Raw genomic sequence first — 19,743 nt, forward strand, 5'->3', positions numbered from 1 at the left:
CGATCTGCGACGTTCCGTTCCGCGCCCGGGTCAGGGATGTCAGGACCCGCCGGTCGCCGGCGGCGGGCTGGTGGTGGCGGGCGGCAGGGAGTACGACTCGGCCGGCGAGGGGATGACCGGCACGGCGGCACTCGGGTCGACGGCGGGCGGGGTCGGTACGGGGCTGGGCGAGGAGGCCAGCTCCCTCGCGAGGGCCGCGAAGTCGACGTAGCCGGTCGCCTCCAGGACCTTGATGTGATCCAGGACGGTCGCGTTCGCGTCGTCGGCGAGATCGCGGACCAGGGAGTTCTGGGTGCCGGCCCGAACCTCGGCGACCAGCGCGAACACCCGGCCGTGGGCGAGCCGGAGGACGCCGGCGAACCGGCGGTCGAAGTCCTGGCCCTGCGCCGTGTTCAGGGTGTCGAGCCACTGCTGCTGCTGTGCGTTCGGCTCGTTGGGCAGCGGTACCCCGAGCTGGGCGGCGACGGTGCGGACATGGGCGTCCAGCGAGGTGTGCCCGTCGACCAGGTGCTGGCCCGCCGTGCGTACGGCGGCCGTGGTCCCCTTGCGCTCCGCCAGCTCGCCGGCGGGCAGCTCCCACAGTCCCGCCAGCCGGACCTTGGTGATGAAGTCCCGGTCCTGCGCGGACAGGGGGCCGTAGGGGGTCGTCACGGTCTGCGTGCTCAGGACGGTCGCACCGGCCGCCGGGTTCTGGCGGTCGGCGTACGACCAGAGCGGATAGAGCAGCGCCGCCGCGGTCGCCGCGAGGGCCGCGATGACGAGGCCTGTGCCGCTGAATATGCCTCGGCCCTTGACCGGGGGTCGGGGTCGCATGACGCCTCCTGTAGCGCACCGCACGCGACTGTGCATGGGGGGTGGGGTGCGGGCGGCATATTACTCGGCTGCGTGCGGCTGCCGCCGGGCTCGGGGGTGCGCGTGGGGGCCATGGGGGTTGCGGTGTGTTGGCGTCTGCGGCGGCGTTGTGGCCGGCCGCGCAGTTCCCCGCGCCCCTGGGGAGTTGCAGTTGCCGCACCTGAACTCGCGCCGTAGCTGCGGGCAGTCGTGCCGCTGGGGCGGCACCCGTCCCACAGATAGCGGCACCCTGCCGGCGCCGGTGAGCGGCCCGACCCCGGCCGGCACCGGTACCGGGCGCCATGTCACGCCCTCCGCAGCAGTACCCTCCGCGCCGCCCGAGCCACCCGTCCGCCGGACCTCGGTGCCGGACCCGCCCGGTCCAGCCACCACTCACGGAGCTGCCGGCGAGACACCGGCTCCTCCGGCCGGCCCGCTTTCACCAAGTGCCCGGCGAAATCCAGCGCGTCGCGTCGATAGCCCCCGGTCATCGGCCGCACCCGGGCGTAGTCCAGGAACGCCGCCCGGTACTCGGCGCCGAGAATCACCGGCAGCTCGGGCGCCACCTTGGCCACCACGTCCGCCCGCTTCGAGGCGAGCGCCCGTGCCTGCACCCCCATCCGCACCCGGTCGAACCCCTCGGGCACCGGCGTCCCGGCCACCAGCGAGGACAGTACGGCGGCCTGGGCGACGGCGAGCCGCTCCCGCGCACGGACCGTCGGCCGCGCCAGGACGGCGACACCTCCGCCCGCCGAGCCACCGGCGGCGCTGGCCCCCGTACTCCCGGCGGCCCGGGTGCGACCAGCCGCCACCGCGTCCCGGATCATCGTCAACTCCCGCTCCAGCTCGGCCGGTTCGGGGAAGTTCTCGTCCCGTTCCAGGAGGACGCCGGGCGGCGCGGTACGGGAGGCGAGGCCGGTCAGGATGTCGAGTACCGGGCGGGGCACGGGGTGGGCGTGGCTGTCATGCCAGACGCCGTCCCGCTCGAAGCCGCCCGCGACATGGACGTAGGCGATCGCCTCCACGGGCAGCGCGGCCAGCGCCTCGGTCGGGTCCTCACCCCGGTTGACGTGGTTGGTGTGCAGATTGGCCACGTCGATCAGCAGCCGTACGCCCGTGCGCTCGACCAGCTCGGACAGGAACTGCCCCTCGGTCAGCTCCTCGCCCGGCCAGGAGAACAGTGCGGCGATGTTCTCCAGGGCCAGCGGCACCGGAAGGGCTTCCTGCGCGATGCGCACGTTCTCGCAGAGGACGTCCAGGGCGTCCCGGGTGCGCGGTACCGGCAGCAGGTGCCCGGCCTCCAGGCGCGGGGAGGCGGTGAGCGGGCCGCCCGCGCGGACGAACGCGATGTGCTCGGTGACCAGGGGGGAACCGAGGGCCTCCGCACGCTCCGCCAGTGCGGTCAGCCGGGCCTCCTCGGGGCGGTCGGCGCCGCCGAGGCCGAGGGAGACGCCGTGCGGGACCACGGTCACGCCGCGCTCGCGCAGCCGCAGCAGCGACTCGGGAAGGTGGCCGGGGCAGACGTTCTCCGCCACGACCTCCACCCAGTCGATGCCCGGCATGCGCTCCACGGCGTCCGCGATCTCCGGCCGCCAGCCGATCCCCGTGCCCAGTAGCCGCATGGCTCCTCCCCTCCGTCGAGCGAACCTCTCCGCCGAATGACGGGGGTATGGCCCCGGCGTCCGGACCTGAACCTCCTCCCTGCCGTGTTCAGAGCAACATTTGAGCTTCAGCCCCGGGCCGGCCACCGATCCGGACTGCGTCCCAGCACACGCAGTGCCTCCTCCAGCGGGCTGGCGCCCTCGGGTACCTCCAGCGCCGGGGCGAAGGCGAAGCCCGGGCCGCGCCGGGCGGGGTCGGTCGGCACCCGGCGGGCCACGGCGAGCGCTGCGACGAGCACATGCTCGGGTAGTTCCACGGTGATGCCGAGGGCGGCGGCGACGTCCCAGGCGTGGACCACGTAGTCGATCAAGTGGAAGCCGACCGCCCGGTCGCCCGGGAAGTCACCGCCCAGCTCCGGCAGCGCGAACTCGCGCTTGGTGGCGCCCGGTTCGGCGAAGGCCGACAGGACCGTGGCGGCTGCCGACCGGTGGACCCGGGCGGGCTCGCTCATGTCCTCCGGCTCCCGCCAGTGCTCCGGCTCCCGCCCCGCCCCGCGTGCCGCGGCGGCGAACCCGAAGTGCTGTGCGGTCATGTGCGCGACGAGCTGCCGCAGGGTCCAGCCCGCGCAGGGGGTGTCCCGAGTCCAGTCGGCGTCCGCGGCCAGGTTCACCACGCGGACGGCCTCCTGGACGGCGATCCGGTCGAGTTCGACGAGGTCCGCTCCGGTGAGAGTCATGGCCCGAGCATAAAACAAAGCGAACGGACGTGCTTATTTTTTCGGCGGCGTCCCCCCCCTCGCCAAGTCGTTTATCTCTCAGGTGAATTGGGGAAGCCGGACGCCGTCCACGGCCGCACCGCGCAGCCGTTCCGCGATGGCCACCCGCGCCCTGCGGTACCCGGTGTCCTCGTCGTGCAGCACCGACAGCGCGTTCGCCGTCTCCAGCAACGCCACCACCTCGAAGGCGAGTTGCGCGACATCGGTGTCGCCGCGCAGCTCACCCGCCGTGCGGGCCTCGTCGATCGTGCGCTCGACATGGGCAGACCAGTCGCGTTGTGCACGGACCACGGCGTCGTGCACCGGCCCGGTCCGCGCGTCGAACTCGGCCATGGCGCCGTAGAAGAAGCAGCCGCCCGGGAACACCCGGCCGCGCGAGTACTCCAGCCACAGCTCGCACAGCCGCCACACCCGGCCGACGCCGGGCGGGCTCTCGGCGGCGGGCCGGAGCACCCGCTCGGTGAAGATCCGCGCCGCTTCCCGAATGGTGGCCAGCTGCAGTTCCTGCTTGGAGCCGAAGAGCGCGAACACCCCGCTCTTGCTGAGCTCCAGCTCGGCGGCGAGCCGGCCGACGGTGAGCGCCTCCAGGCCCTCGACCGAGGCGATGTCCACCGTGCGGCGCAGCACCAGCCGGCGGGTGCGGTTGCCCCGTTCGACCCGCCCGTCGACCCGCGTCATCGGCCCCTCCTAGCGCAGCGCCGGATGGTCGGCGACGACCGTGCAGCTGCCCGGCGCGATCTCCGTGAAGCCGGCGTCCCGCACCATCGGCAGGCCGCCGCCGGCCAGCCGTGCCCAGTCGGCGGGGTCGGCCGTACGGACGGCCAGTGCGTAGCCCGCGTCCCGCCAGGCGGTGCGCTCGGCGTCGGACAGCGCCCACCAGGCCAGCTGGGCGCCGTGCCCGGCCTGCGCCATCGCCTTCCCTGCCGACATCTCCAGCTCCGGGTTCAGCCACAGCACGGGCTGGGCCGGGTCGGCGGCGACGGGCGGCTCCGGGTCGTCCAGTTCGGTGCCGGACACCTGGAGCTTGGCCAGGTCCTTGGGCCAGCCGTCGAGCGGGACCGGCGGGAACACCCGTACCTCCGCGGACTTGCCGGTCACCGTGATCCCCGGCAGCGCCCCGGCCCGCCGCCACTCGGCGCCCCGGGCCCGCCGTACGACCTTACGGATCCGCGCGTCCTCCCAGCTCCGCACCGCCTCGGCCCACTCGCCGTCCCCGTGCGCCCGCTCGTCTCCGAGCAGCACCAGCACCGCCCGGGCAGCCGTCTCCAGCGCGTCGGTACGCGCCGGTGGCGCGCTCTTCTCGATCCGTACGACGAGGGGCAGCACGAACTGGGGCGCCTCGTCGCGCGGATTGCGCTCGGCCTGGAAGGGGCTGTCTCCGGGGGAGGCTGAAACACGGCTCACATCAGCCAACCTTAAGGGGCACGGGGCTGTGTCCGACCGGCCGGCCGGCCGATCGAGCCCGAGGGCGAGACGGACCAAAATACCCTCATGCAACGTGATCTACGTCTGACCGGAGTAGGCCGCCGCTACGGCCTCCGCGGCCCCTGGGTCTTAAGAGGCGTCGACCTCACCGTCACCCCCGGAACCCTCACCCGCGTAGAAGGAGCGAACGGCACCGGAAAGTCCACCCTGCTCCGCCTCCTCGCAAGGCTCGACGCCCCCAGCGAGGGCCGTGTCACCGGCCGCCCCCGCACCGCGTACGTCCCCGAACGCTTCCCCTCCGCCCTCCCCTTCACCGCCCTCGGCTACCTCACCCGCCTCGGCACGGTGCACGGCCTGAGCCGCCGGACGGCACACCGCGCCGCAGGCACCTGGCTGGAGCGCTTCGGCGCCGGGGCACACGCCGGTACGCCGATGGCGCAGCTGTCCAAGGGGAGCAGTCAGAAGGTCGCCGTCGCCCAGGCCCTGCTCGGTGAGCCGGAGCTGCTGGTGCTGGACGAGGCGTGGACCGGACTGGACGCGGCGGCGCGGGCCGAGCTGGAGCGGGCGGTGGCCGAGCGGACCGCCGCCGGGGGCGCCGTGGTGTTCGTGGACCACGATCCGCGCCGGCTGGCGGGGGCACCGGACGCGACGTACACCGTGCTCGGCGGCGGTCTCAAGCGCCGTACGGACCACGGGAGTTCACCGTCCGGACCGCTCACCCTCGTCACCGTGCGCGGACCGGCCGGCGGGGAGCTGCCGCCCGACGCTGCCCGGATCGCCACCTTCGCCGAGGAGACCGCTCCCGGGGTCCACCGCCTCGCCATCCCCACCTCCCACTCCGACATCGTCCTGCGCACCCTGCTCACGGCCCGCCCGCCCTGGCACGTCGTCAGCGTCACGCCGCCCCCGGACGACCCCGTACCGACCCCCGGAAGCCGCCCATGACCGCGCTCCTGCGCTACCAGGCCGACCTGCTGGTGCGCTCCCAGCGCTGGCTGCCGCCGGTGATCCTGTACGCCGCGTTCCTCGGGATCGGCGTGCAGAGCGGCCAGCCCGTCCTCGACTCGCTCGGCTACACGGCCGCCGGTCTGCTCCCGGTGGCCGCCTGGCTGGTGCGGATCTGTGTCACCGGCGAGCCGGACGCGGCCCGCGCCTGTGTCGCCGCCGCGCGCGGCCCCGCCCGGGCGCACCTCGCCTGTCTGCTGACGGCACTGCTCGCCTCGGTGGCGCTCGGGGTGGTGGCGACCGTGGTGGTGACGCTGATCAGCGATCCGGCGAGCAACGGGCACCGGGTCCCGGTACCCCTGCTGCGGGCGGGCGCGGCCGGACTGCCGGCCACGCTCACCTGCGCACTGCTCGGCGCGGCCGTCGGCGCGCTCACCAACCGGCCGCTGCTGCGCTCCACCGGCCGCGCGGTGCCCGCGATGCTGCTGGGCGCGCTGCTGGCGGTGGTGCTCACCGGATCCCCGGCGCAGGCCGCGGTCCGGGGCCTGGTCACGGGTTCGCAGACCGGCCGCGCGCCGGTGCCGCTGCTGCCGCTGGCCGGCGCGGCCCTGCTCACCGCCGTGGCCTTCGCCGCGGCCGGCCGGCTCACCGCCCGACGGTCACCCTGAGCAAGCCGGTCACCCCGAGGCGGACAGGACCGTCAGCGGCGTCCGCCCGTCTCGCCGATCAGCTCGGAGACCTTCACGAACCGGTGGCCGCGCCCGCGCAGTTCCGGTACGACCGCGCGGACGACCCGCTCGGTGGTCGGGGCGGCGCTGCGGGTGCAGTGCATGACGACCACCGAGCCGGGCTGCACCCCGTCCAGCACCTGCTGGGTGACGGCGTCGGCGTCGGTGGCGAACGCGTCGCCGCTCACCACGTCCCACTGGATCGCGGTCAGCCCGAGCCCGCTCGGCGCGCGCAGCGCCCGCCGGTCGTAACAGCCGCCGGGGAAGCGGAAGTACGGCAGCGCGTGCGGCACGCCCGCCTTGTGCAGGGAGGCGTACGCCCGCTCCACCTCCGAGCGCATCTTCTCGGCGGCGACGGTGGGCAGGCCGTAGCAGCCGGCCGTGAACGCGTACGCTGATTCGGCCTAGTCGAGGGATCACCCTATGAACCTAGGTCTGAATGACCGCTTGTATGGCGGTATGTTCCATGGCGCGGTGCTGCGGTCACCCGCGCGGCGGCCCTCAGAGCTCCCGCCGTTCCAGCGGCCGCACCGCGGGGCCCTGGAGCACCGCGCCGTCGACGTCGAAGCGCGAGCCGTGGCAGGGGCACTCCCAGGCGCGCTCGGTCCGGTTGAAGGCGACCAGACAGCCCAGGTGGGTGCAGCGGGCCGACACGGCGTGCAGGGCGCCCTCCTCGTCCCGGTGCACCGCGAGCCGGCCGCCGTCCGCCCGGACCACCGCCCCGTCGCCGGGCGCCAGGCCGTCCACCGAGGCCGGCGCTTTCAGCCGGTCGCCGACGAAGTGCCGGGCCACCTCCGCCTGCGCCTTCAGCAGCGACGGCACCTCGCGCACCACCGGCTTCAGCCGCCGCGGGTCGTACAGCTCGCGCCAGGCGCAGTCCCGCCCGGTGATCAGCGAGGTCAGCAGCAGCCCGGCCATGATGCCGCCGCTCAGGCCCCAGCCGCCGAAGCCGGTGGCGACGTAGGTGTGCCGGGCGCCCGGGTGGAAGGTGCCGACCAGCGGCACGGTGTCGGTGGAGTCGTTGTCCTGGGTGGCCCAGGCATGGTCCAGGGCCACAGCCGGGAAGTGCTGCTCGGCCCAGGCGGCGAGGCCGTCGAAGCCGGCCCGCACATCGCCCGTGCCGGGCGTGAAGTGCTCGCCGGTGACGACCAGCAGCCGCTGCCCGTCCGCGCCGTACGGCGCCGTGCGCACCGAGCGGGTGTTCTCCTCCGGTGTGATGTACATGCCCTCCGGGTCGGGGCCCTCGCCCAACGGGCCCGCCACGACCAGCTCCCGGCGCGGGGAGAGCCGGGCGAACAGCAGCGCCCGGTCGAACACCGGGTAGTGGGTGGCGATGACGACGTCCCGCGCGGTGACCGTACGGCCCGCCTCGGTCGTCAGACGGCATGGCTCTCCGCCCTCCTGCAGCCCGACGACCCGTGTCCGCTCGTACACCTGACCGCCGCGCGCCAGGAGATCCTCGGTGATCGCCCGCAGGTACCTGACCGGATGGAACTGGGCCTGTCCGGTCACCCGGACCGCGCCCGCCACCGGGAACGGCAGCCCGGTCTCCGTCGTGAACGCGGCCGGCAGCCCCGCCTCCCGCGCCGCCTTCGCCTCCGCCCGCACCTCGTCCACGCGCGACCGGTCGCGCACATACGTGTACGCGTCCCGGCTCTCCCACTCGCAGTCGATGCCCAGCTCGGCCACCAGCGCCGCCGCGTGCTCGATCGCCTCCGACTGCGAGCGGGCGTACAGCCGCGCCCCCTCGGGCCCGCGGGTGCGCCGCAGCCGGTCGTAGACGAGGGTGTGCTGGGCGGTCAGCTTGGCCGTGGTGTGTCCGGTGACCCCGGCCGCCGCCCGCCCGGCCTCCAGCACCGCCACCCGCAGCCCGGCCCGGGCCAGTTCGTACGCGGTGCTCAGCCCGGCGATGCCCGCGCCGACGACGGCCGTATCCACGTCCAGGTCCTCGCTCAGTGCGGGACGGGTCGGCCCCGGTGCGGTCCGGAGCCAGTACGAGCCGGTGACCTGCCGTTGTTCGCGCATGGCCGCCGGGTACCCGGCTACGCCCCCTTCAGCAGCCGCTCCCGGCACTCCGCCACGTCGAAGTCGCCCTTCGGGTATCGCGGATCCAGCTCCTCCAGATGTTCCAGCAGCAGGCGGCTGACCGCCCAGTTCCGGTACCACTTGTGGTCCGCCGGGATCAGGTACCAGGGCGCGTACGGCGCCGCGCAGCGCTCCAGGGCCAGCTGGTACGCCTCCTGATAGGCGGGCCACAGCGCGCGCTCGTCGATGTCGCCCGGATCGAACTTCCAGTGCTTGTCCGGGCGGTCCAGGCGGCGCAGCAGGCGGCGCTTCTGCTCCTCGCGGGAGATGTGCAGGAAGCACTTGACCACGGTCACGCCGTCCTCGGCGAGGGACCGCTCGAAGTCGTTGATGAGACCGTAGCGGCTGCCGATCTCGGCGGGCCGGGCGAGATGCCGGACCCGGGCGATGAGGACGTCCTCGTAGTGGGAGCGGTCGAAGATGCCGATCTCGCCCGGCCGGGGCAGTGCCGGGCGCACCCGCCACAGGAAGTCGTGCCGCCGCTCCTCCTCGGTGGGCGCCTTGAACGCCCGGATGCGGCAGCCGGCCGGGTTGAGCCGGCCCATGACGTGCTTGACCGTGCCGCCCTTGCCGCTGGTGTCCATGCCCTGGAGCACCACCAGCACCCGCCGCCGGTCCCCCGCCGTACTCGCCGCCCACAACCGCGCCTGGAACTCGGCCAGCCGCTTCGCCGTGCGCGCGGTGTCCCGCAGGGTCCTCCTCTTCCCGCCGGGGGCACCGGGCGTGGCCCGGGTGTCGTACGCGTCCAGATCGACCGGCTCACCGGGCGGCAGACGCAGCGCCTCCCGGAGGTCCTTGCCGTTCTTCTTCGCCACGGCCGCCTTCCCTCCGGATCCCGTGGTCGTGCGTCGGTGCGGCGCCGGTGACTACCCCCGACCGTACTGGCCCGTCAGCACACCCACAGCGAGCGTGTGCCCGGAAAGCGCCCGCAGCAGATCCGTCTGCGTGGCCCCCGCGCCCGGCGACACACGGCGGTCCGCGGCGTAGACCGTGAGGACATAGTGGTGCGCCCGGTCACCGCGCGGAGGGCAGGGACCGCCGTACCCGGTCCTGCCGAAGTCGTTGCGGCCCTCGCCCGCCCCCCGCGGATGTTCCCCGGCGGCCAGCCGCGTGGTGTGCGGGTCGATGTTCCACACCAGCCAGTGCGTGAACCTGCCGTGCGCGGCGTCGGCGTCCCGCAGGAGCAGGGCCAGCGAGGCCGTGTGCGCGGGTACGCCGGCGAGGGACAGCGGAGGCGAGACGTCGGCGCCGTCGCAGGTGTACCTGCGTGGGATGGTGCCGCGGTCGGCGTACGCCGTACTGGTGACGGTCAGCCGGCGGGCGGCGGCGGGGGAGGGCGCGGCGGCCCGTTCGACACCGTTCCCGCAGCCCGCGGCGAAGACCATCGCGGCCACGGCGATCATCCAGCTTCTGCGCATGCCCGGCACGTTATCCGGAGTGGGGCTCTCCGTCCTCGTTCGGCACGGCCTGCTGTTCGCCTTTCTCCAGACGGAGTTCGCCGTCACTCTCCGGCGCGGCCTGCCGGTTGCCCCGCTCCAGGAAGTGCAGCAGCTCCACCGGGATGGGCAGGACCAGCGTGGAGTTCTTCTCGGCGGACACCGCCATCACGGTCTGGAGCAGCCGCAGCTGGAGGGCGGCTGGGGTGTCGGCCATCTGCTGGGCCGCCTCGGCCAGCTTCTTGGAGGCCTGGTACTCGGCGTCGGCGTTGATGATCCGGGCCCGGCGTTCCCGGTCGGCCTCGGCCTGGCGGGCCATGGACCGCTTCATCGTGTCCGGCAGGGAGACGTCCTTGATCTCGACCCGGTCGACCTGGATGCCCCAGCCGACGGCCGGGCTGTCGATCATCAGCTCCAGGCCCTCGTTGAGCTTCTCGCGGTTGGAGAGCAGGTCGTCCAGGTCGCTCTTGCCGATGATCGACCGCAGGGACGTCTGGGCCATCTGCGACACCGCGAACTTGTAGTCCTCGACCTTCACCAGGGCGCTCGCCGCGTCGACCACGCGGAAGTAGACGACGGCGTCCACCCGGACGGTGACGTTGTCGCGGGTGATGCCCTCCTGGGCCGGGATCGGCATCGTGACGATCTGCATGTTGACCTTGTGCAGCCGGTCCACGAACGGGATCACCAGGGTCAGACCGGGCTCGCGTTCGCCTCCCACCACCCGGCCGAGGCGGAAGAGCACGCCTCGCTCGTACTGCTTGACGATCCGCGCCGCCATCGCCAGGTAGACCACGGCGACCGAACCCGCCGCCGCCACGGCGCCCAGCAGCTCCTGGAGCATGGTGACCTCCTCACGGAGAGGTCCGATTTCGTCCGCTGCTGTAACCATATGCCCGGGGTGGGGCGGAAGCCACAAGCCCGGGGACCGGGCCGGGGTGCCGAGGGGCGTCGGCACCCCGGCCCGGAGACAGCGGGCCGTCAGCGGGCCGGCGTGGTGACCCGCACCGGTTCCGTGCCCGCCGCGCTGTGCCGCGCGGCCCAGTTCTCCAGGGCCGTACGGCAGGCGTGGTCGAGATGGTGCAGGCCGGACAGGTCCAGCCGGACCGGGCGGTCCTGGGGCAGCGACTCCAGGCTGTCCAGGAGCTTCGGCAGCCGCAGGAAGGTCGCGTTGCCCGAGAGGTGGGCGTCGACCCGGCCCGCCCCCTTGTCGACGACCTCCAGCTTGACGTGCGAGGCCTGCCAGGCGGTCTTGACCACCGCCATCGCCAGACCGATCAGCACGCCCTCGAACATGCTGACCGCCACGATCGAGACCGCTGTCACCGCCAGGATCAGCGCCTCGCCCCGGTGCTCGCGCCACAGCACGGCCAGCGCCCGGACCGGGACCAGCTTGGCGCCCGAGTGGATCAGGATGCCCGCGAGGGCCGGGATCGGGATGTAGGCGAGCACGTCCGGCAGCAGAGCCGCGAACAGCAGCAGCCACAGGCCGTGCAGGATGCGGGAGGCCTTGGTGCGGGCGCCCGCCTGGACGTTGGCCGCGCTGCGCACGATCACCGCGGTCATCGGCAGCGCACCGAGCAGCCCGCACACCGTGTTGCCGACGCCCTGGGCCAGCAGCTCCTTGTCGTACTCGGTGCGCGGTCCGGGGTGCAGCCGGTCCACGGCCGCCGCGCTGAACAGCGACTCGGCGGAGGCGATCAGCGTGAAGGCGACGACCGTGCCGAGCAGCCCGGCACTCGCCAGCTCGCCGAACGCGCTCAGCGGCGGCGGCTGGACCGAGTCCAGCAGGCCCTGTACCTCGACCGTGGCCACCGGCAGGTCCAGCGCGAACGCGGCCACCGTGGCGAGGCCGACCGCGGCCAGCGGGCCGGGCAGCGTCCGCGCCTTCGCCGGGAGGTGCTGCCACAGCAGCAGCACCGCGATCGTGCCCGCGCACACCACGAGCGAGGCCACCGCCCTGCCGTCCCCGAGGGCGTCCCCGAACGCCCCGGGCAGCCCGGCGATCTTGCCGAGGCCGGAGGCGGGGGCCTTGGCCGCCAGCGCCGGGTACAACTGCCCCGCGATGAGCACCAGTCCGATTCCGGCCAGCATGCCCTCGACGACGGAGACCGAGATGGCACGGAACCAGCGGCCCAGTTTCAGCAGGCCCATCGCCACCTGGAGCAGTCCTGAGGCGAGGACGATCACTCCGAGGGCCGGCAGCCCGAACTCCCTGACCGCCTCGAAGACGAGCACGGTCAGGCCGGCCGCCGGACCCGACACCTGCAGGCTGCTGCCGCGCATCAGCCCGGTGACGAGGCCGCCCACGATCCCGGTGACCAGGCCGAGTTCGGCCGGGACCCCGGAGGCGACGGCCACGCCCACGCACAGCGGCAGCGCGACCAGGAAGACGACGAGGGAGGCGGCCAAGTCCTGCCGCAGGTGGGGAAACCGGGTTATGAGGGTGGTGTCCTTGCTGGTCATCGGCGTGCTCACAGGGACTCGAAAGTGTCGGTCTGCGGGCGGTGCGCCCGTACGGCGCCGGTGTGCACCTCGTAGTACCAGGCATGCAGGCCGAGTTGACCCTCCGCCAGCTTCCGCTCGACGCACGGGTACGAGCGCAGCCGCAGCAGCTGGGTCAGGACGTGGGCCTGTACGCCCTTGGCGACCTCCGGGTCCTCGGCCTGGCCGGCCGGGCGGGGGGTGGCGTGCGCGAGCCAGTCGCGCACGGCGGGTACGGCGGTCAGGTCGTCGCCGCGCACGAGCGCGCCGACGGCACCGCAGTGGGAGTGACCGCAGACGACGATGTCCCGGACGCCGAGCACCTCCACGGCGTACTCGATGGTGGCGGCCTCGCTGGTGGGGTGCTGCGAGGTGTGGGGCGGGACGATGTTGCCCGCGGTGCGCAGCTCGAAGAGCTGGCCGGGGCGGGCGCCCGTGATCAGGGCCGGGACGACCCGGGAATCCGAGCAGGTGATGAACAGCACCTGCGGGGACTGGCCTTCGGCGAGCTTGGCGAACTCCTCAGGGCGTTGTCCGAAGGTACGGGCGTTGTCGATGAGGGGCTGCATGTATGTGGTTCCTCCTGGCGCGTCTGAGCGGCGCGTCGGACTTGAACGACGGTTGTGGGGGGAAAGGTGAGCGCCTGTCAGCAGCGGATGACCTGAAGCGCTGCCGGGGCATGGGCTCTGGAGGCTCTGGGGGCCGGGCCGTGCGCGGTGCCGGGTGTGTGTGCGGGTCCGGTACCGGCTGCCCGGCCGGCTATCAGCGGGTGTCGCCGCGCACAGCGGGGCGCGGAGCCGCGGATCACGTCCGCCTCGTCGCCCACCGGCTGTTCGGGCGATGCGGTTCCGGCCTCGGCCTTGGCCGTTGCCTCACTGAGAGTGTGCGCAGGTGTGAAGGCTTCCGTGGGGGCCGAGAACAGCAGGGCGAGCAGGGCGGCGGTCGCAGCGACGAGCACGGTCCGGGCCGTCGTACCTCGGAACATGCGCCCTCCTCCCGGAAGTCTCACATCTCTCGCGGGCACCAAGCGTTGGTCAATGCTTGGTCAAGAAACACGTTAACCCTGCAAAGTCATTTGCAGGGTTAACTACGCGTTACGAGCGCAAGAGAGCGTGAAAAGTGCCGGTCGCGTGGCGCGATCTCGCTCTTGACTAGGAGCCGACGAGCCCCTTCGCGTCACGGGCCAGCGCGGTGAGCCGGGATATCGCGCGGAAGTACTTCTTGCGGTAGCCGCCGTTCAGCATCTCCTCGCTGAACAGCTTGTCGAACGGCAGCCCCGAGGCCAGCACCGGGACCTCACGGTCGTAGAGCCGGTCCGCCAGCACCACGAGCCGCAGCGCCGTCGACTGGTCCGGCACCGGCCGCACATCGGTGAGGCACACCGCCCGCACACCGTCGGTCAGCGCGCCGTACCGGCTCGGGTGGACCCTGGCCAGGTGGTCCAGCAGATGCGGGAAGTCGTCGAGCGAGGCGCCCGGGGTGGTATACGCCGCCTTGGTCACCGCTTCGTCGGTGAAGGGCTGCGGTGCCTCGGGCAGGCCGCGGTGGCGGTAGTCCTCGCCGTCGATGCGCAGGGTGCGGAAGTGGGCCGACAGGCCCTGGATCTCGCGCAGGAAGTCGGCGGCGGCGAACCGGCCCTCGCCCAGCTTGCCCGGCAGCGTGTTGGAGGTGGCCGCGAGCGCCACGCCCGCCTCGACCAGCTTGCCGAGCAGGGTCGACACGAGGACCGTGTCGCCCGGGTCGTCCAGCTCGAACTCGTCGATGCACAGCAGGCGGTGGCCGGAGAGGGTCTGCACGGTCTTCTGGAAGCCGAGGGCGCCGACCAGGTTCGTCAGCTCCACGAAGGTGCCGAACGCCTTGAGCGCGGGCTCGGCCGGGGTGGCGTGCCACAGGGAGGCGAGCAGATGGGTCTTGCCGACGCCGTAGCCGCCGTCCAGATAGACCCCGCGCGGGCCGGCCGGGACCTTGGGCGCCCTGGTCCTGCCGAAGCCGAGGAAGCCGCGCCGGCCGGCGCCGGAGGCGTGCGCCCCGCCGAGTCCGCCCGCGAAGCCTTCCAGCACCGTCACGGCCTCGCTCTGGCTGGGCTGGTTCGGGTCGGGTATGTACGTCGAGAAGCGGACCGAGTCGAAGCGCGGCGGCGGCACCATCTCGGCGACCAGCCGGTCCGCGGGTACATGCGGCTCGCGGGCGCACAGGGACAGGGGGCCCGCGTCGGTCAGAGGGCTGGATCCGGGGGCGGTGGTGGAGGACGACACGGTGGTCCATGCTAAGCGCCGTGTCACACTGCACGACATGCGACGCCTGTTCCCTGTGACCGACGAAACAGCAGCCCAGGCCTCCGGCGGGACGGCCGAGAGGGAAGGGGCCAGGGGGATTGCCGGGACTCTGGTGGCCCATGCGCCCACCGGTGTCCGCGGCCACGTCGACCATGACGCCCACGTCGACCGCGAGTGGAGTCTCGCCGAACTGGCCGCCGCTTACGCCTACCCGGAGCCGCCGGGCCCCCCGCGGCCGTGGCTGCGGGCCAACATGGTCTCCACGCTCGACGGCGCCGCCCAGCACGAGGGGCGTTCCCAGCCCATCTCCAGCGCCGCCGACATGCGGATCTTCGGCACGCTGCGGGCGCTCGCGGACGTGATCGTGGTGGGCGCGGAAACAGTGCGCCAGGAGGGGTACCGGCCCGCACGCGCGCGTGCCGAGTTCGCCGAGGCCCGGGAGGCCGCCGGACAGGGCCCGGCGCCGGCGATCGCGGTCGTCACCGCGAGCCTGGACCTGGACTTCTCGCTCCCGCTGTTCACCTCGCCGCTGGTGCCGACGCTGGTCCTGACCGGATCCGCGGCCGCCTCCGACCGTGTCGCCGCCGCCGAGAAGGCCGGCGCCACGGTGGTGATCGCCGGCGAGGGCAGTGGCATCGACCCCGCGCGGGCGGTGCGTGCCCTGGCCGGCCTCGGCCACACCAGGCTGCTCACCGAGGGCGGTCCCCGGCTGCTCGGCCAGCTGGTCGCCGCCGAGGTGCTGGACGAGCTGTGCCTGACCCTGTCGCCCATGCTCACCGCGGGCGACGCACAGCGCATCGCCGGGGGGCCGTCGATCGCCGTGCCGCACCGGTTCGAACTCGTGTCGCTGCTCGAAGACGCCGGATTTCTGTTCGGTCGTTACCGTCGGTCCTGAAATCGGCGGAATGTGCCGTTCCGTTTCGCTTCCGGAGGGCAGACTTGGTCCGGCACAACCCGGCGGTCACGGGGCAGGATGGTTTCCGTAGAGGCCTTGCCAGGGCCCACGGAGGAGAAGAGGCGTTCGGTGTTCACCAGCGTTCTGATGATCGAGAAGGCTTTGACGTCCGCCGACGTGGAGTTCGTCACGACCTTGCACGGAGATGAGCCGGTCGCTTTCCACGTGCTTCTCCAGCCGCGCGGCGACCAGGCGGACCGCCTGCTGCGGGCCATCGACGACATCGCGCTCGGCGAACTCGACGAGGCGGTCCGCGAGCACGAGACGCCCGAGGGGGAGGACGCCAGAAGCGTCGGGCAGCAGGCCCTGGACGTGTCGGTGCAGGCACTGCGGGCCGCGGGGAGCCAGGCGGAGGGGCAGATGGTGGAGGACCATCCGCTGGACGCGCTGAAGTCCCTCGTCGCCGAGGTGGACGCGGACGAGGTGATCGTCCTCACCGACCCCCACTACGTGGAGGAGTTCTTCCACCGGGACTGGGCCTCCCGGGCACGGCACAAGGTGGGCGTGCCGGTTCTGAAGCTTTTCTCGCACAGCAAGGCGTAGACGCTCCGCTGGTTCGGCCGATGAGCGCCGTCGGGGGTGCGGTGCGTTCGCGGGCGCCGGAGCGTTGTGGTTGCCTTGCCCCTCGCTGCGACGAGCCCGGTGCTTCAGCGCATAGGCTAGGGCCGCTCGCACATACCGTCTCTGGGGAGAACCACATGGCACCCGGCCTTCCTACCGCCATGGACCGACCGCACTTCATCGGCATCGGCGGCGCCGGGATGTCGGGGATCGCCAAGATCCTCGCGCAGCGCGGGGCCGAGGTCGCAGGCAGCGACGCCAAGGAGTCGGCGACCGCCGAGGCGCTGCGGGCGCTCGGCGTGACCGTGCACATCGGGCACGCCGCCGAGCACCTCGCCGACGACGCGAGCTGTGTCGTGGTGTCCTCGGCGATCCGCAAGGACAACCCCGAGCTGGCACGCGCGGCCGAGCTGGGCATCCCCGTGGTGCACCGCTCCGACGCGCTCGCCGCGCTGATGGAGGGGCTGCGCCCGATCGCCGTGGCGGGCACCCACGGCAAGACGACGACCACCTCGATGCTGGCCGTCTCCCTCACCGAGCTGGGCCTGAAGCCGTCGTACGCAATCGGCGGCGACCTGGACGCGCCCGGCTCCAACGCGCTGCACGGCGAGGGCGACATCTTCGTCGCCGAGGCGGACGAAAGCGACCGCAGCTTCCACAAGTACGCGCCCGAGGTCGCCATCGTCCTCAACGTCGAGCTGGACCACCACGCCAACTACGCCTCGATGGACGAGATCTACGAGTCCTTCGAGACCTTCGCCGGGAAGATCGTCCCCGGCGGCACGCTGGTGATCTCCGCCGACCACGAGGGCGCGCGGGAGCTGACCCGGCGGCTGGCGGGGTCGGTGCGGACGGTGACGTACGGCGAGGCCGAGGACGCCGGCGTACGTGTGCTGTCGATCGTCCCGCAGGGCCTGAAGAGCCAGGTCACCGTGGTCCTGGACGGACAGGAGCTGACCTTCACGGTCTCCGTGCCCGGCCGCCACTACGCCCTCAACGCGGTCGCCGCGCTCACCGCCGGTGCCGCCCTCGGCATCCCGGCCGACGGACTCGCGCCCGCGCTCGCCGCCTACACCGGCGTCAAGCGGCGACTGCAGCTCAAGGGCGAGGCCGCCGGGGTGCAGGTCATCGACTCCTACGCCCACCACCCCACCGAGATGACCGCCGACCTGGAGGCCATGCGCGCCGCCGCCGGCGACTCCCGCATCCTCGTCGTCTTCCAGCCGCACCTGTTCTCCCGCACCCAGGAGCTCGGCAAGGAGATGGGCCAGGCCCTCGCCCTCGCCGACGCCTCCGTGGTGCTGGACATCTACCCGGCCCGCGAGGACCCGATCCCGGGTGTGACCAGCGAGCTGATCATCGAGGCCGCGCGCGCTGCCGGCGCCGACGTCACCGCCGTCCACGACAAGGGCGAGATCCCCGCCGTGGTCGCGGGAATGGCGAAGCCCGGTGATCTCGTTCTCACCATGGGCGCGGGCGACGTGACCGACCTGGGCCCGCTCATCCTGGACCGCCTGTCGCAGTAAAGGGGCTGAGGCTCATGTCGTACGACGTCGAGAAGCCGGACGAGCAGTGGCGCGCGGAGCTGAACCCCGCCGAGTACGCCGTGCTGCGCCAGGCCGCCACCGAGCCGGCCTTCACCGGTGAGTACACCGACACCAAGACCGAGGGCGTCTACTCCTGCCGGGCCTGCGGCGCCGAACTGTTCACCTCCGACACAAAGTTCGCGTCGCACTGCGGCTGGCCGTCCTTCTACGACCCGAAGGACACCGACGCGGTGGAACTGGTCGAGGACCGCTCCCACGGCATGGTCCGCACCGAGGTGCGCTGCGCCCGCTGCGGCTCCCACCTCGGGCATGTCTTCGAGGGCGAGGGATACCCGACGCCCACGGACCAGCGGTACTGCATCAACTCCATCTCCCTGCGGCTGACGCCCGCCGAGGACTGACCCCGGCCCGATCGATCGGCACTGCGAATCTGGCAAAAGGCATCCGCCGCCGGGCTCGTTCGGTCGAAGATGAACGCCATCGGACATCGGAGCGTGACTCAAGGCCTGTCCTGGGCCTGCCGAGGGCGCTGGGACGGATGAGGCTGGTGCCCCACTCGCTCCGGTTTGAGATTCTGTGAGGGTGTTGGGTGTGGCGCGCTGGATCCAGTCCCGTCGCGGGCCTGCGCCCGCCGCCGGCGGCCGCCACCGCGAGGATATGGGCGGGCACGAGGCGACGGCGACGTCCGCGCGGGCCGGGGATTCCGCGGCTGTCGCGGGCTCCGCTGAGGCGGCCGAGGGCAAGTCGGCCGCCGATGCCACGGCGGCCGGCGCGGGGCTGAGCGTGCTGCGGGAGGCGCTGGCCGGGATCGGCACGACCCTCGACGAGGGCACGACCTGCACGGAGCTGACCCGGCTCGCCGTACGGCTGGTCGGTGGCACGGCCGCCGTGATGCGCCGGACCGGCGAGACCATATCCGGATACGAGGCGATCATCGGGGACGCCGACGCGCTGCCCGACGCCCGGTGGGCCACCGCGGCGGCCCGCGAGGCGGGGGCACCGGCGCTCGGCGCACAGCCGGAGCCCTGGCTGGAGTACGTGGGCGCCACCCGGATCGCGCTGTGCGCGCCGCTGACCACCGGCACGGACGGGTACGGCATCCTGGTGTGGGCCCGCACCGGGGAGCCGCTGCGCCGCGCGGAGGCCGAGCTGCTCAGCCTGCTCGCCGAGCGCGCCGCCTCCCACATCCGGCATGCTCGCGCCTACGCGAGCATCAACCGCACCGCCGGCGACCTGCAGCGCGCCCTGCTCGCCGAGCCCGGCCGCCCGCACCCCAACCTCGACATCGCCGTCCGCTATCTGCCGGCCGGCGGCGGCGTGCTGGTCGGCGGCGACTGGTGCGAGACCGTACGGCTGCACTTCGGGCGGACCCTGCTGGTCGTCGGCGATGTGATGGGCCACGGCCTGGAGGCCGCCGTCGACATGAACGCCTACCGCTCCTCCCTGCGCTACATCGCCTCCGCCGACCTCCCCCCGCACCGCGTGCTGCGGCAGATGGACGACATCGCCTCCCGGGAGGCGGACCTCAGGCCCGCCACCTGTCTGCTCGCCCGTGTCGACCCGGGGCGCCACCAGGTCACGCTGGCCAGCGCCGGGCATCTGCCGCCCGTGCGCATCACGACGGACGGCGAGACCTCGATCGTGCCGGTCCCCGTCGGACCGCCGCTGGGCACCGGGTTCGGCGGTTACGAGTCGGCCACGCATCCGCTGGCCGAGGGGCAGACCCTGGTGCTGTTCACCGACGGCCTGGTGGAGCGCCGCGGTGAGGACATCGACCGTTCTCTGGCCCGGCTGTCCGCCCTGCGCTTCCCCGGCGGGGACGGGCTGGAGGACGTCCTGGACACCATCCTCGGCCGGCTGGACGCACGGCATGCGGAGGACGACGTCGCGGCCATGGCGGCACGGCCGCACAGCCGGCAGTGGGTCGCGGCCGGCAGTACGGGCGTCTCGCGGTAGCGGTGCGGGCGGTCCGCTCATCCTGAGCGCCACCCGTCCGGCCCCGTCCGGGCTGCCGGTCCCCACCGGCCACATCGATACTCGAGGGAAAGTCGTCCGACAGGAAATCGACAGCGTCCGCGGGCGAAGCTCGTCAC

The 19,743-nt window shown here is 73.1% G+C and carries 20 protein-coding genes and 1 pseudogene; 7 read left to right on the top strand and 14 right to left on the bottom strand.

Annotated features, from left to right (window positions below; all coding sequences use genetic code 11):
- Window positions 1-39: 39 nt before the first annotated feature.
- The 5 genes from ACZ418_RS38655 to ACZ418_RS38675 form a co-directional block, all read right to left on the bottom strand.
- On the bottom strand, window positions 40-813 hold the full coding sequence (locus ACZ418_RS38655) for a DUF4142 domain-containing protein (RefSeq protein ID WP_468372413.1): 774 nt from the start codon (window positions 811-813) through the stop codon (window positions 40-42).
- A gap of 323 nt (window positions 814-1,136) precedes the next feature.
- Window positions 1,137-2,453: an MbnB/TglH/ChrH family RiPP precursor modification enzyme gene (locus ACZ418_RS38660; RefSeq protein WP_468372415.1), complete on the bottom strand. Its 1,317-nt coding sequence runs from the start codon at window positions 2,451-2,453 to the stop codon at window positions 1,137-1,139.
- A gap of 107 nt (window positions 2,454-2,560) precedes the next feature.
- Window positions 2,561-3,169, bottom strand: a complete 609-nt coding sequence (locus tag ACZ418_RS38665) for a TIGR03086 family metal-binding protein (protein ID WP_468372418.1) — start codon at window positions 3,167-3,169, stop codon at window positions 2,561-2,563.
- A gap of 78 nt (window positions 3,170-3,247) precedes the next feature.
- Window positions 3,248-3,886 (bottom strand): TetR/AcrR family transcriptional regulator, encoded by a 639-nt coding sequence (locus ACZ418_RS38670; protein WP_468372420.1) that lies wholly within the window; start codon window positions 3,884-3,886, stop codon window positions 3,248-3,250.
- Between the two features lie 9 nt (window positions 3,887-3,895).
- Window positions 3,896-4,612: a peptidyl-tRNA hydrolase gene (locus ACZ418_RS38675; protein ID WP_468372423.1), complete on the bottom strand. Its 717-nt coding sequence runs from the start codon at window positions 4,610-4,612 to the stop codon at window positions 3,896-3,898.
- Between the two features lie 87 nt (window positions 4,613-4,699).
- On the opposite strand from ACZ418_RS38675, the gene ACZ418_RS38680 reads away from it, so the two are divergent.
- Together ACZ418_RS38680 and ACZ418_RS38685 are read left to right on the top strand one after the other, a co-directional pair.
- A complete protein-coding gene (locus tag ACZ418_RS38680) occupies window positions 4,700-5,578 on the top strand; it encodes an ABC transporter ATP-binding protein (RefSeq protein ID WP_468372425.1) in 879 nt (292 codons plus the stop codon).
- A complete protein-coding gene (locus ACZ418_RS38685; RefSeq protein WP_468372428.1) occupies window positions 5,575-6,246 on the top strand; it encodes an ABC transporter in 672 nt (223 codons plus the stop codon). The genes ACZ418_RS38680 and ACZ418_RS38685 overlap by 4 nt, the downstream gene beginning before the upstream one ends.
- A 32-nt stretch (window positions 6,247-6,278) precedes the next feature.
- Here ACZ418_RS38685 and ACZ418_RS38690 read toward each other — a convergent pair.
- The 9 genes and pseudogenes from ACZ418_RS38690 to zapE form a co-directional block, all read right to left on the bottom strand.
- Window positions 6,279-6,704, bottom strand: a pseudogene (locus tag ACZ418_RS38690) (polysaccharide deacetylase family protein); the annotation flags it as partial.
- A gap of 103 nt (window positions 6,705-6,807) precedes the next feature.
- Window positions 6,808-8,331 (bottom strand): FAD-dependent oxidoreductase, encoded by a 1,524-nt coding sequence (locus tag ACZ418_RS38695; protein ID WP_468372431.1) that lies wholly within the window; start codon window positions 8,329-8,331, stop codon window positions 6,808-6,810.
- Between the two features lie 17 nt (window positions 8,332-8,348).
- A complete protein-coding gene (locus ACZ418_RS38700) occupies window positions 8,349-9,206 on the bottom strand; it encodes a PPK2 family polyphosphate kinase (RefSeq protein WP_468372434.1) in 858 nt (285 codons plus the stop codon).
- A gap of 51 nt (window positions 9,207-9,257) precedes the next feature.
- Window positions 9,258-9,809, bottom strand: coding sequence for a YbhB/YbcL family Raf kinase inhibitor-like protein (locus ACZ418_RS38705; RefSeq protein WP_468372436.1), 552 nt, complete (start codon window positions 9,807-9,809; stop codon window positions 9,258-9,260).
- A gap of 10 nt (window positions 9,810-9,819) precedes the next feature.
- Window positions 9,820-10,671 carry a slipin family protein gene (locus tag ACZ418_RS38710; RefSeq protein ID WP_468372439.1) on the bottom strand — a complete coding sequence of 284 codons (852 nt, stop codon included), beginning with the start codon at window positions 10,669-10,671 and terminating at the stop codon, window positions 9,820-9,822.
- Between the two features lie 137 nt (window positions 10,672-10,808).
- On the bottom strand, window positions 10,809-12,293 hold the full coding sequence (locus tag ACZ418_RS38715) for a SulP family inorganic anion transporter (RefSeq protein WP_468372441.1): 1,485 nt from the start codon (window positions 12,291-12,293) through the stop codon (window positions 10,809-10,811).
- 8 nt (window positions 12,294-12,301) lie between these two features.
- On the bottom strand, window positions 12,302-12,880 hold the full coding sequence (locus ACZ418_RS38720; protein ID WP_468372444.1) for a carbonic anhydrase: 579 nt from the start codon (window positions 12,878-12,880) through the stop codon (window positions 12,302-12,304).
- 77 nt (window positions 12,881-12,957) lie between these two features.
- The gene (locus ACZ418_RS38725; protein WP_468372446.1) at window positions 12,958-13,296 is read right to left on the bottom strand and encodes a hypothetical protein; all 339 of its coding nucleotides are present in this window, start codon (window positions 13,294-13,296) and stop codon (window positions 12,958-12,960) included.
- Between the two features lie 166 nt (window positions 13,297-13,462).
- On the bottom strand, window positions 13,463-14,566 hold the full coding sequence (zapE, locus tag ACZ418_RS38730) for a cell division protein ZapE (protein ID WP_468372448.1): 1,104 nt from the start codon (window positions 14,564-14,566) through the stop codon (window positions 13,463-13,465).
- Between the two features lie 37 nt (window positions 14,567-14,603).
- On the opposite strand from zapE, the gene ACZ418_RS38735 reads away from it, so the two are divergent.
- The 5 genes from ACZ418_RS38735 to ACZ418_RS38755 all read left to right on the top strand — a co-directional run bounded on the left by ACZ418_RS38735 (window position 14,604) and on the right by ACZ418_RS38755 (window position 19,606).
- Window positions 14,604-15,482 (top strand): pyrimidine reductase family protein, encoded by an 879-nt coding sequence (locus tag ACZ418_RS38735; protein ID WP_468372450.1) that lies wholly within the window; start codon window positions 14,604-14,606, stop codon window positions 15,480-15,482.
- Window positions 15,483-15,611: 129 nt separating this feature from the next.
- On the top strand, window positions 15,612-16,085 hold the full coding sequence (locus ACZ418_RS38740) for an indole-3-glycerol phosphate synthase (RefSeq protein WP_468372451.1): 474 nt from the start codon (window positions 15,612-15,614) through the stop codon (window positions 16,083-16,085).
- A gap of 155 nt (window positions 16,086-16,240) precedes the next feature.
- Window positions 16,241-17,629, top strand: coding sequence for a UDP-N-acetylmuramate--L-alanine ligase (murC, locus tag ACZ418_RS38745; protein ID WP_468372453.1), 1,389 nt, complete (start codon window positions 16,241-16,243; stop codon window positions 17,627-17,629).
- 14 nt (window positions 17,630-17,643) lie between these two features.
- Window positions 17,644-18,051 carry a peptide-methionine (R)-S-oxide reductase MsrB gene (msrB, locus tag ACZ418_RS38750; protein WP_451007236.1) on the top strand — a complete coding sequence of 136 codons (408 nt, stop codon included), beginning with the start codon at window positions 17,644-17,646 and terminating at the stop codon, window positions 18,049-18,051.
- A gap of 190 nt (window positions 18,052-18,241) precedes the next feature.
- Window positions 18,242-19,606 (top strand): PP2C family protein-serine/threonine phosphatase, encoded by a 1,365-nt coding sequence (locus ACZ418_RS38755; protein WP_468372456.1) that lies wholly within the window; start codon window positions 18,242-18,244, stop codon window positions 19,604-19,606.
- Window positions 19,607-19,743 lie beyond the last annotated feature (137 nt).

It is taken from the genome of Streptomyces sp. NPDC030820 (assembly GCF_055572075.1).

Coding starts and splice junctions, on each gene's coding strand:
- ACZ418_RS38655 (WP_468372413.1), bottom strand. CDS start 813: ATGCGACCCCGACCCCCGGTCAAGGGCCGAGGCATATTCAGCGGCACA.
- ACZ418_RS38660 (WP_468372415.1), bottom strand. CDS start 2,453: ATGCGGCTACTGGGCACGGGGATCGGCTGGCGGCCGGAGATCGCGGAC.
- ACZ418_RS38665 (WP_468372418.1), bottom strand. CDS start 3,169: ATGACTCTCACCGGAGCGGACCTCGTCGAACTCGACCGGATCGCCGTC.
- ACZ418_RS38670 (WP_468372420.1), bottom strand. CDS start 3,886: ATGACGCGGGTCGACGGGCGGGTCGAACGGGGCAACCGCACCCGCCGG.
- ACZ418_RS38680 (WP_468372425.1), top strand. CDS start 4,700: ATGCAACGTGATCTACGTCTGACCGGAGTAGGCCGCCGCTACGGCCTC.
- ACZ418_RS38685 (WP_468372428.1), top strand. CDS start 5,575: ATGACCGCGCTCCTGCGCTACCAGGCCGACCTGCTGGTGCGCTCCCAG.
- ACZ418_RS38695 (WP_468372431.1), bottom strand. CDS start 8,331: ATGCGCGAACAACGGCAGGTCACCGGCTCGTACTGGCTCCGGACCGCA.
- ACZ418_RS38705 (WP_468372436.1), bottom strand. CDS start 9,809: ATGCGCAGAAGCTGGATGATCGCCGTGGCCGCGATGGTCTTCGCCGCG.
- ACZ418_RS38710 (WP_468372439.1), bottom strand. CDS start 10,671: ATGCTCCAGGAGCTGCTGGGCGCCGTGGCGGCGGCGGGTTCGGTCGCC.
- ACZ418_RS38715 (WP_468372441.1), bottom strand. CDS start 12,293: ATGACCAGCAAGGACACCACCCTCATAACCCGGTTTCCCCACCTGCGG.
- ACZ418_RS38720 (WP_468372444.1), bottom strand. CDS start 12,880: ATGCAGCCCCTCATCGACAACGCCCGTACCTTCGGACAACGCCCTGAG.
- ACZ418_RS38725 (WP_468372446.1), bottom strand. CDS start 13,296: ATGTTCCGAGGTACGACGGCCCGGACCGTGCTCGTCGCTGCGACCGCC.
- ACZ418_RS38735 (WP_468372450.1), top strand. CDS start 14,604: ATGCGACGCCTGTTCCCTGTGACCGACGAAACAGCAGCCCAGGCCTCC.
- murC (WP_468372453.1), top strand. CDS start 16,241: ATGGCACCCGGCCTTCCTACCGCCATGGACCGACCGCACTTCATCGGC.
- msrB (WP_451007236.1), top strand. CDS start 17,644: ATGTCGTACGACGTCGAGAAGCCGGACGAGCAGTGGCGCGCGGAGCTG.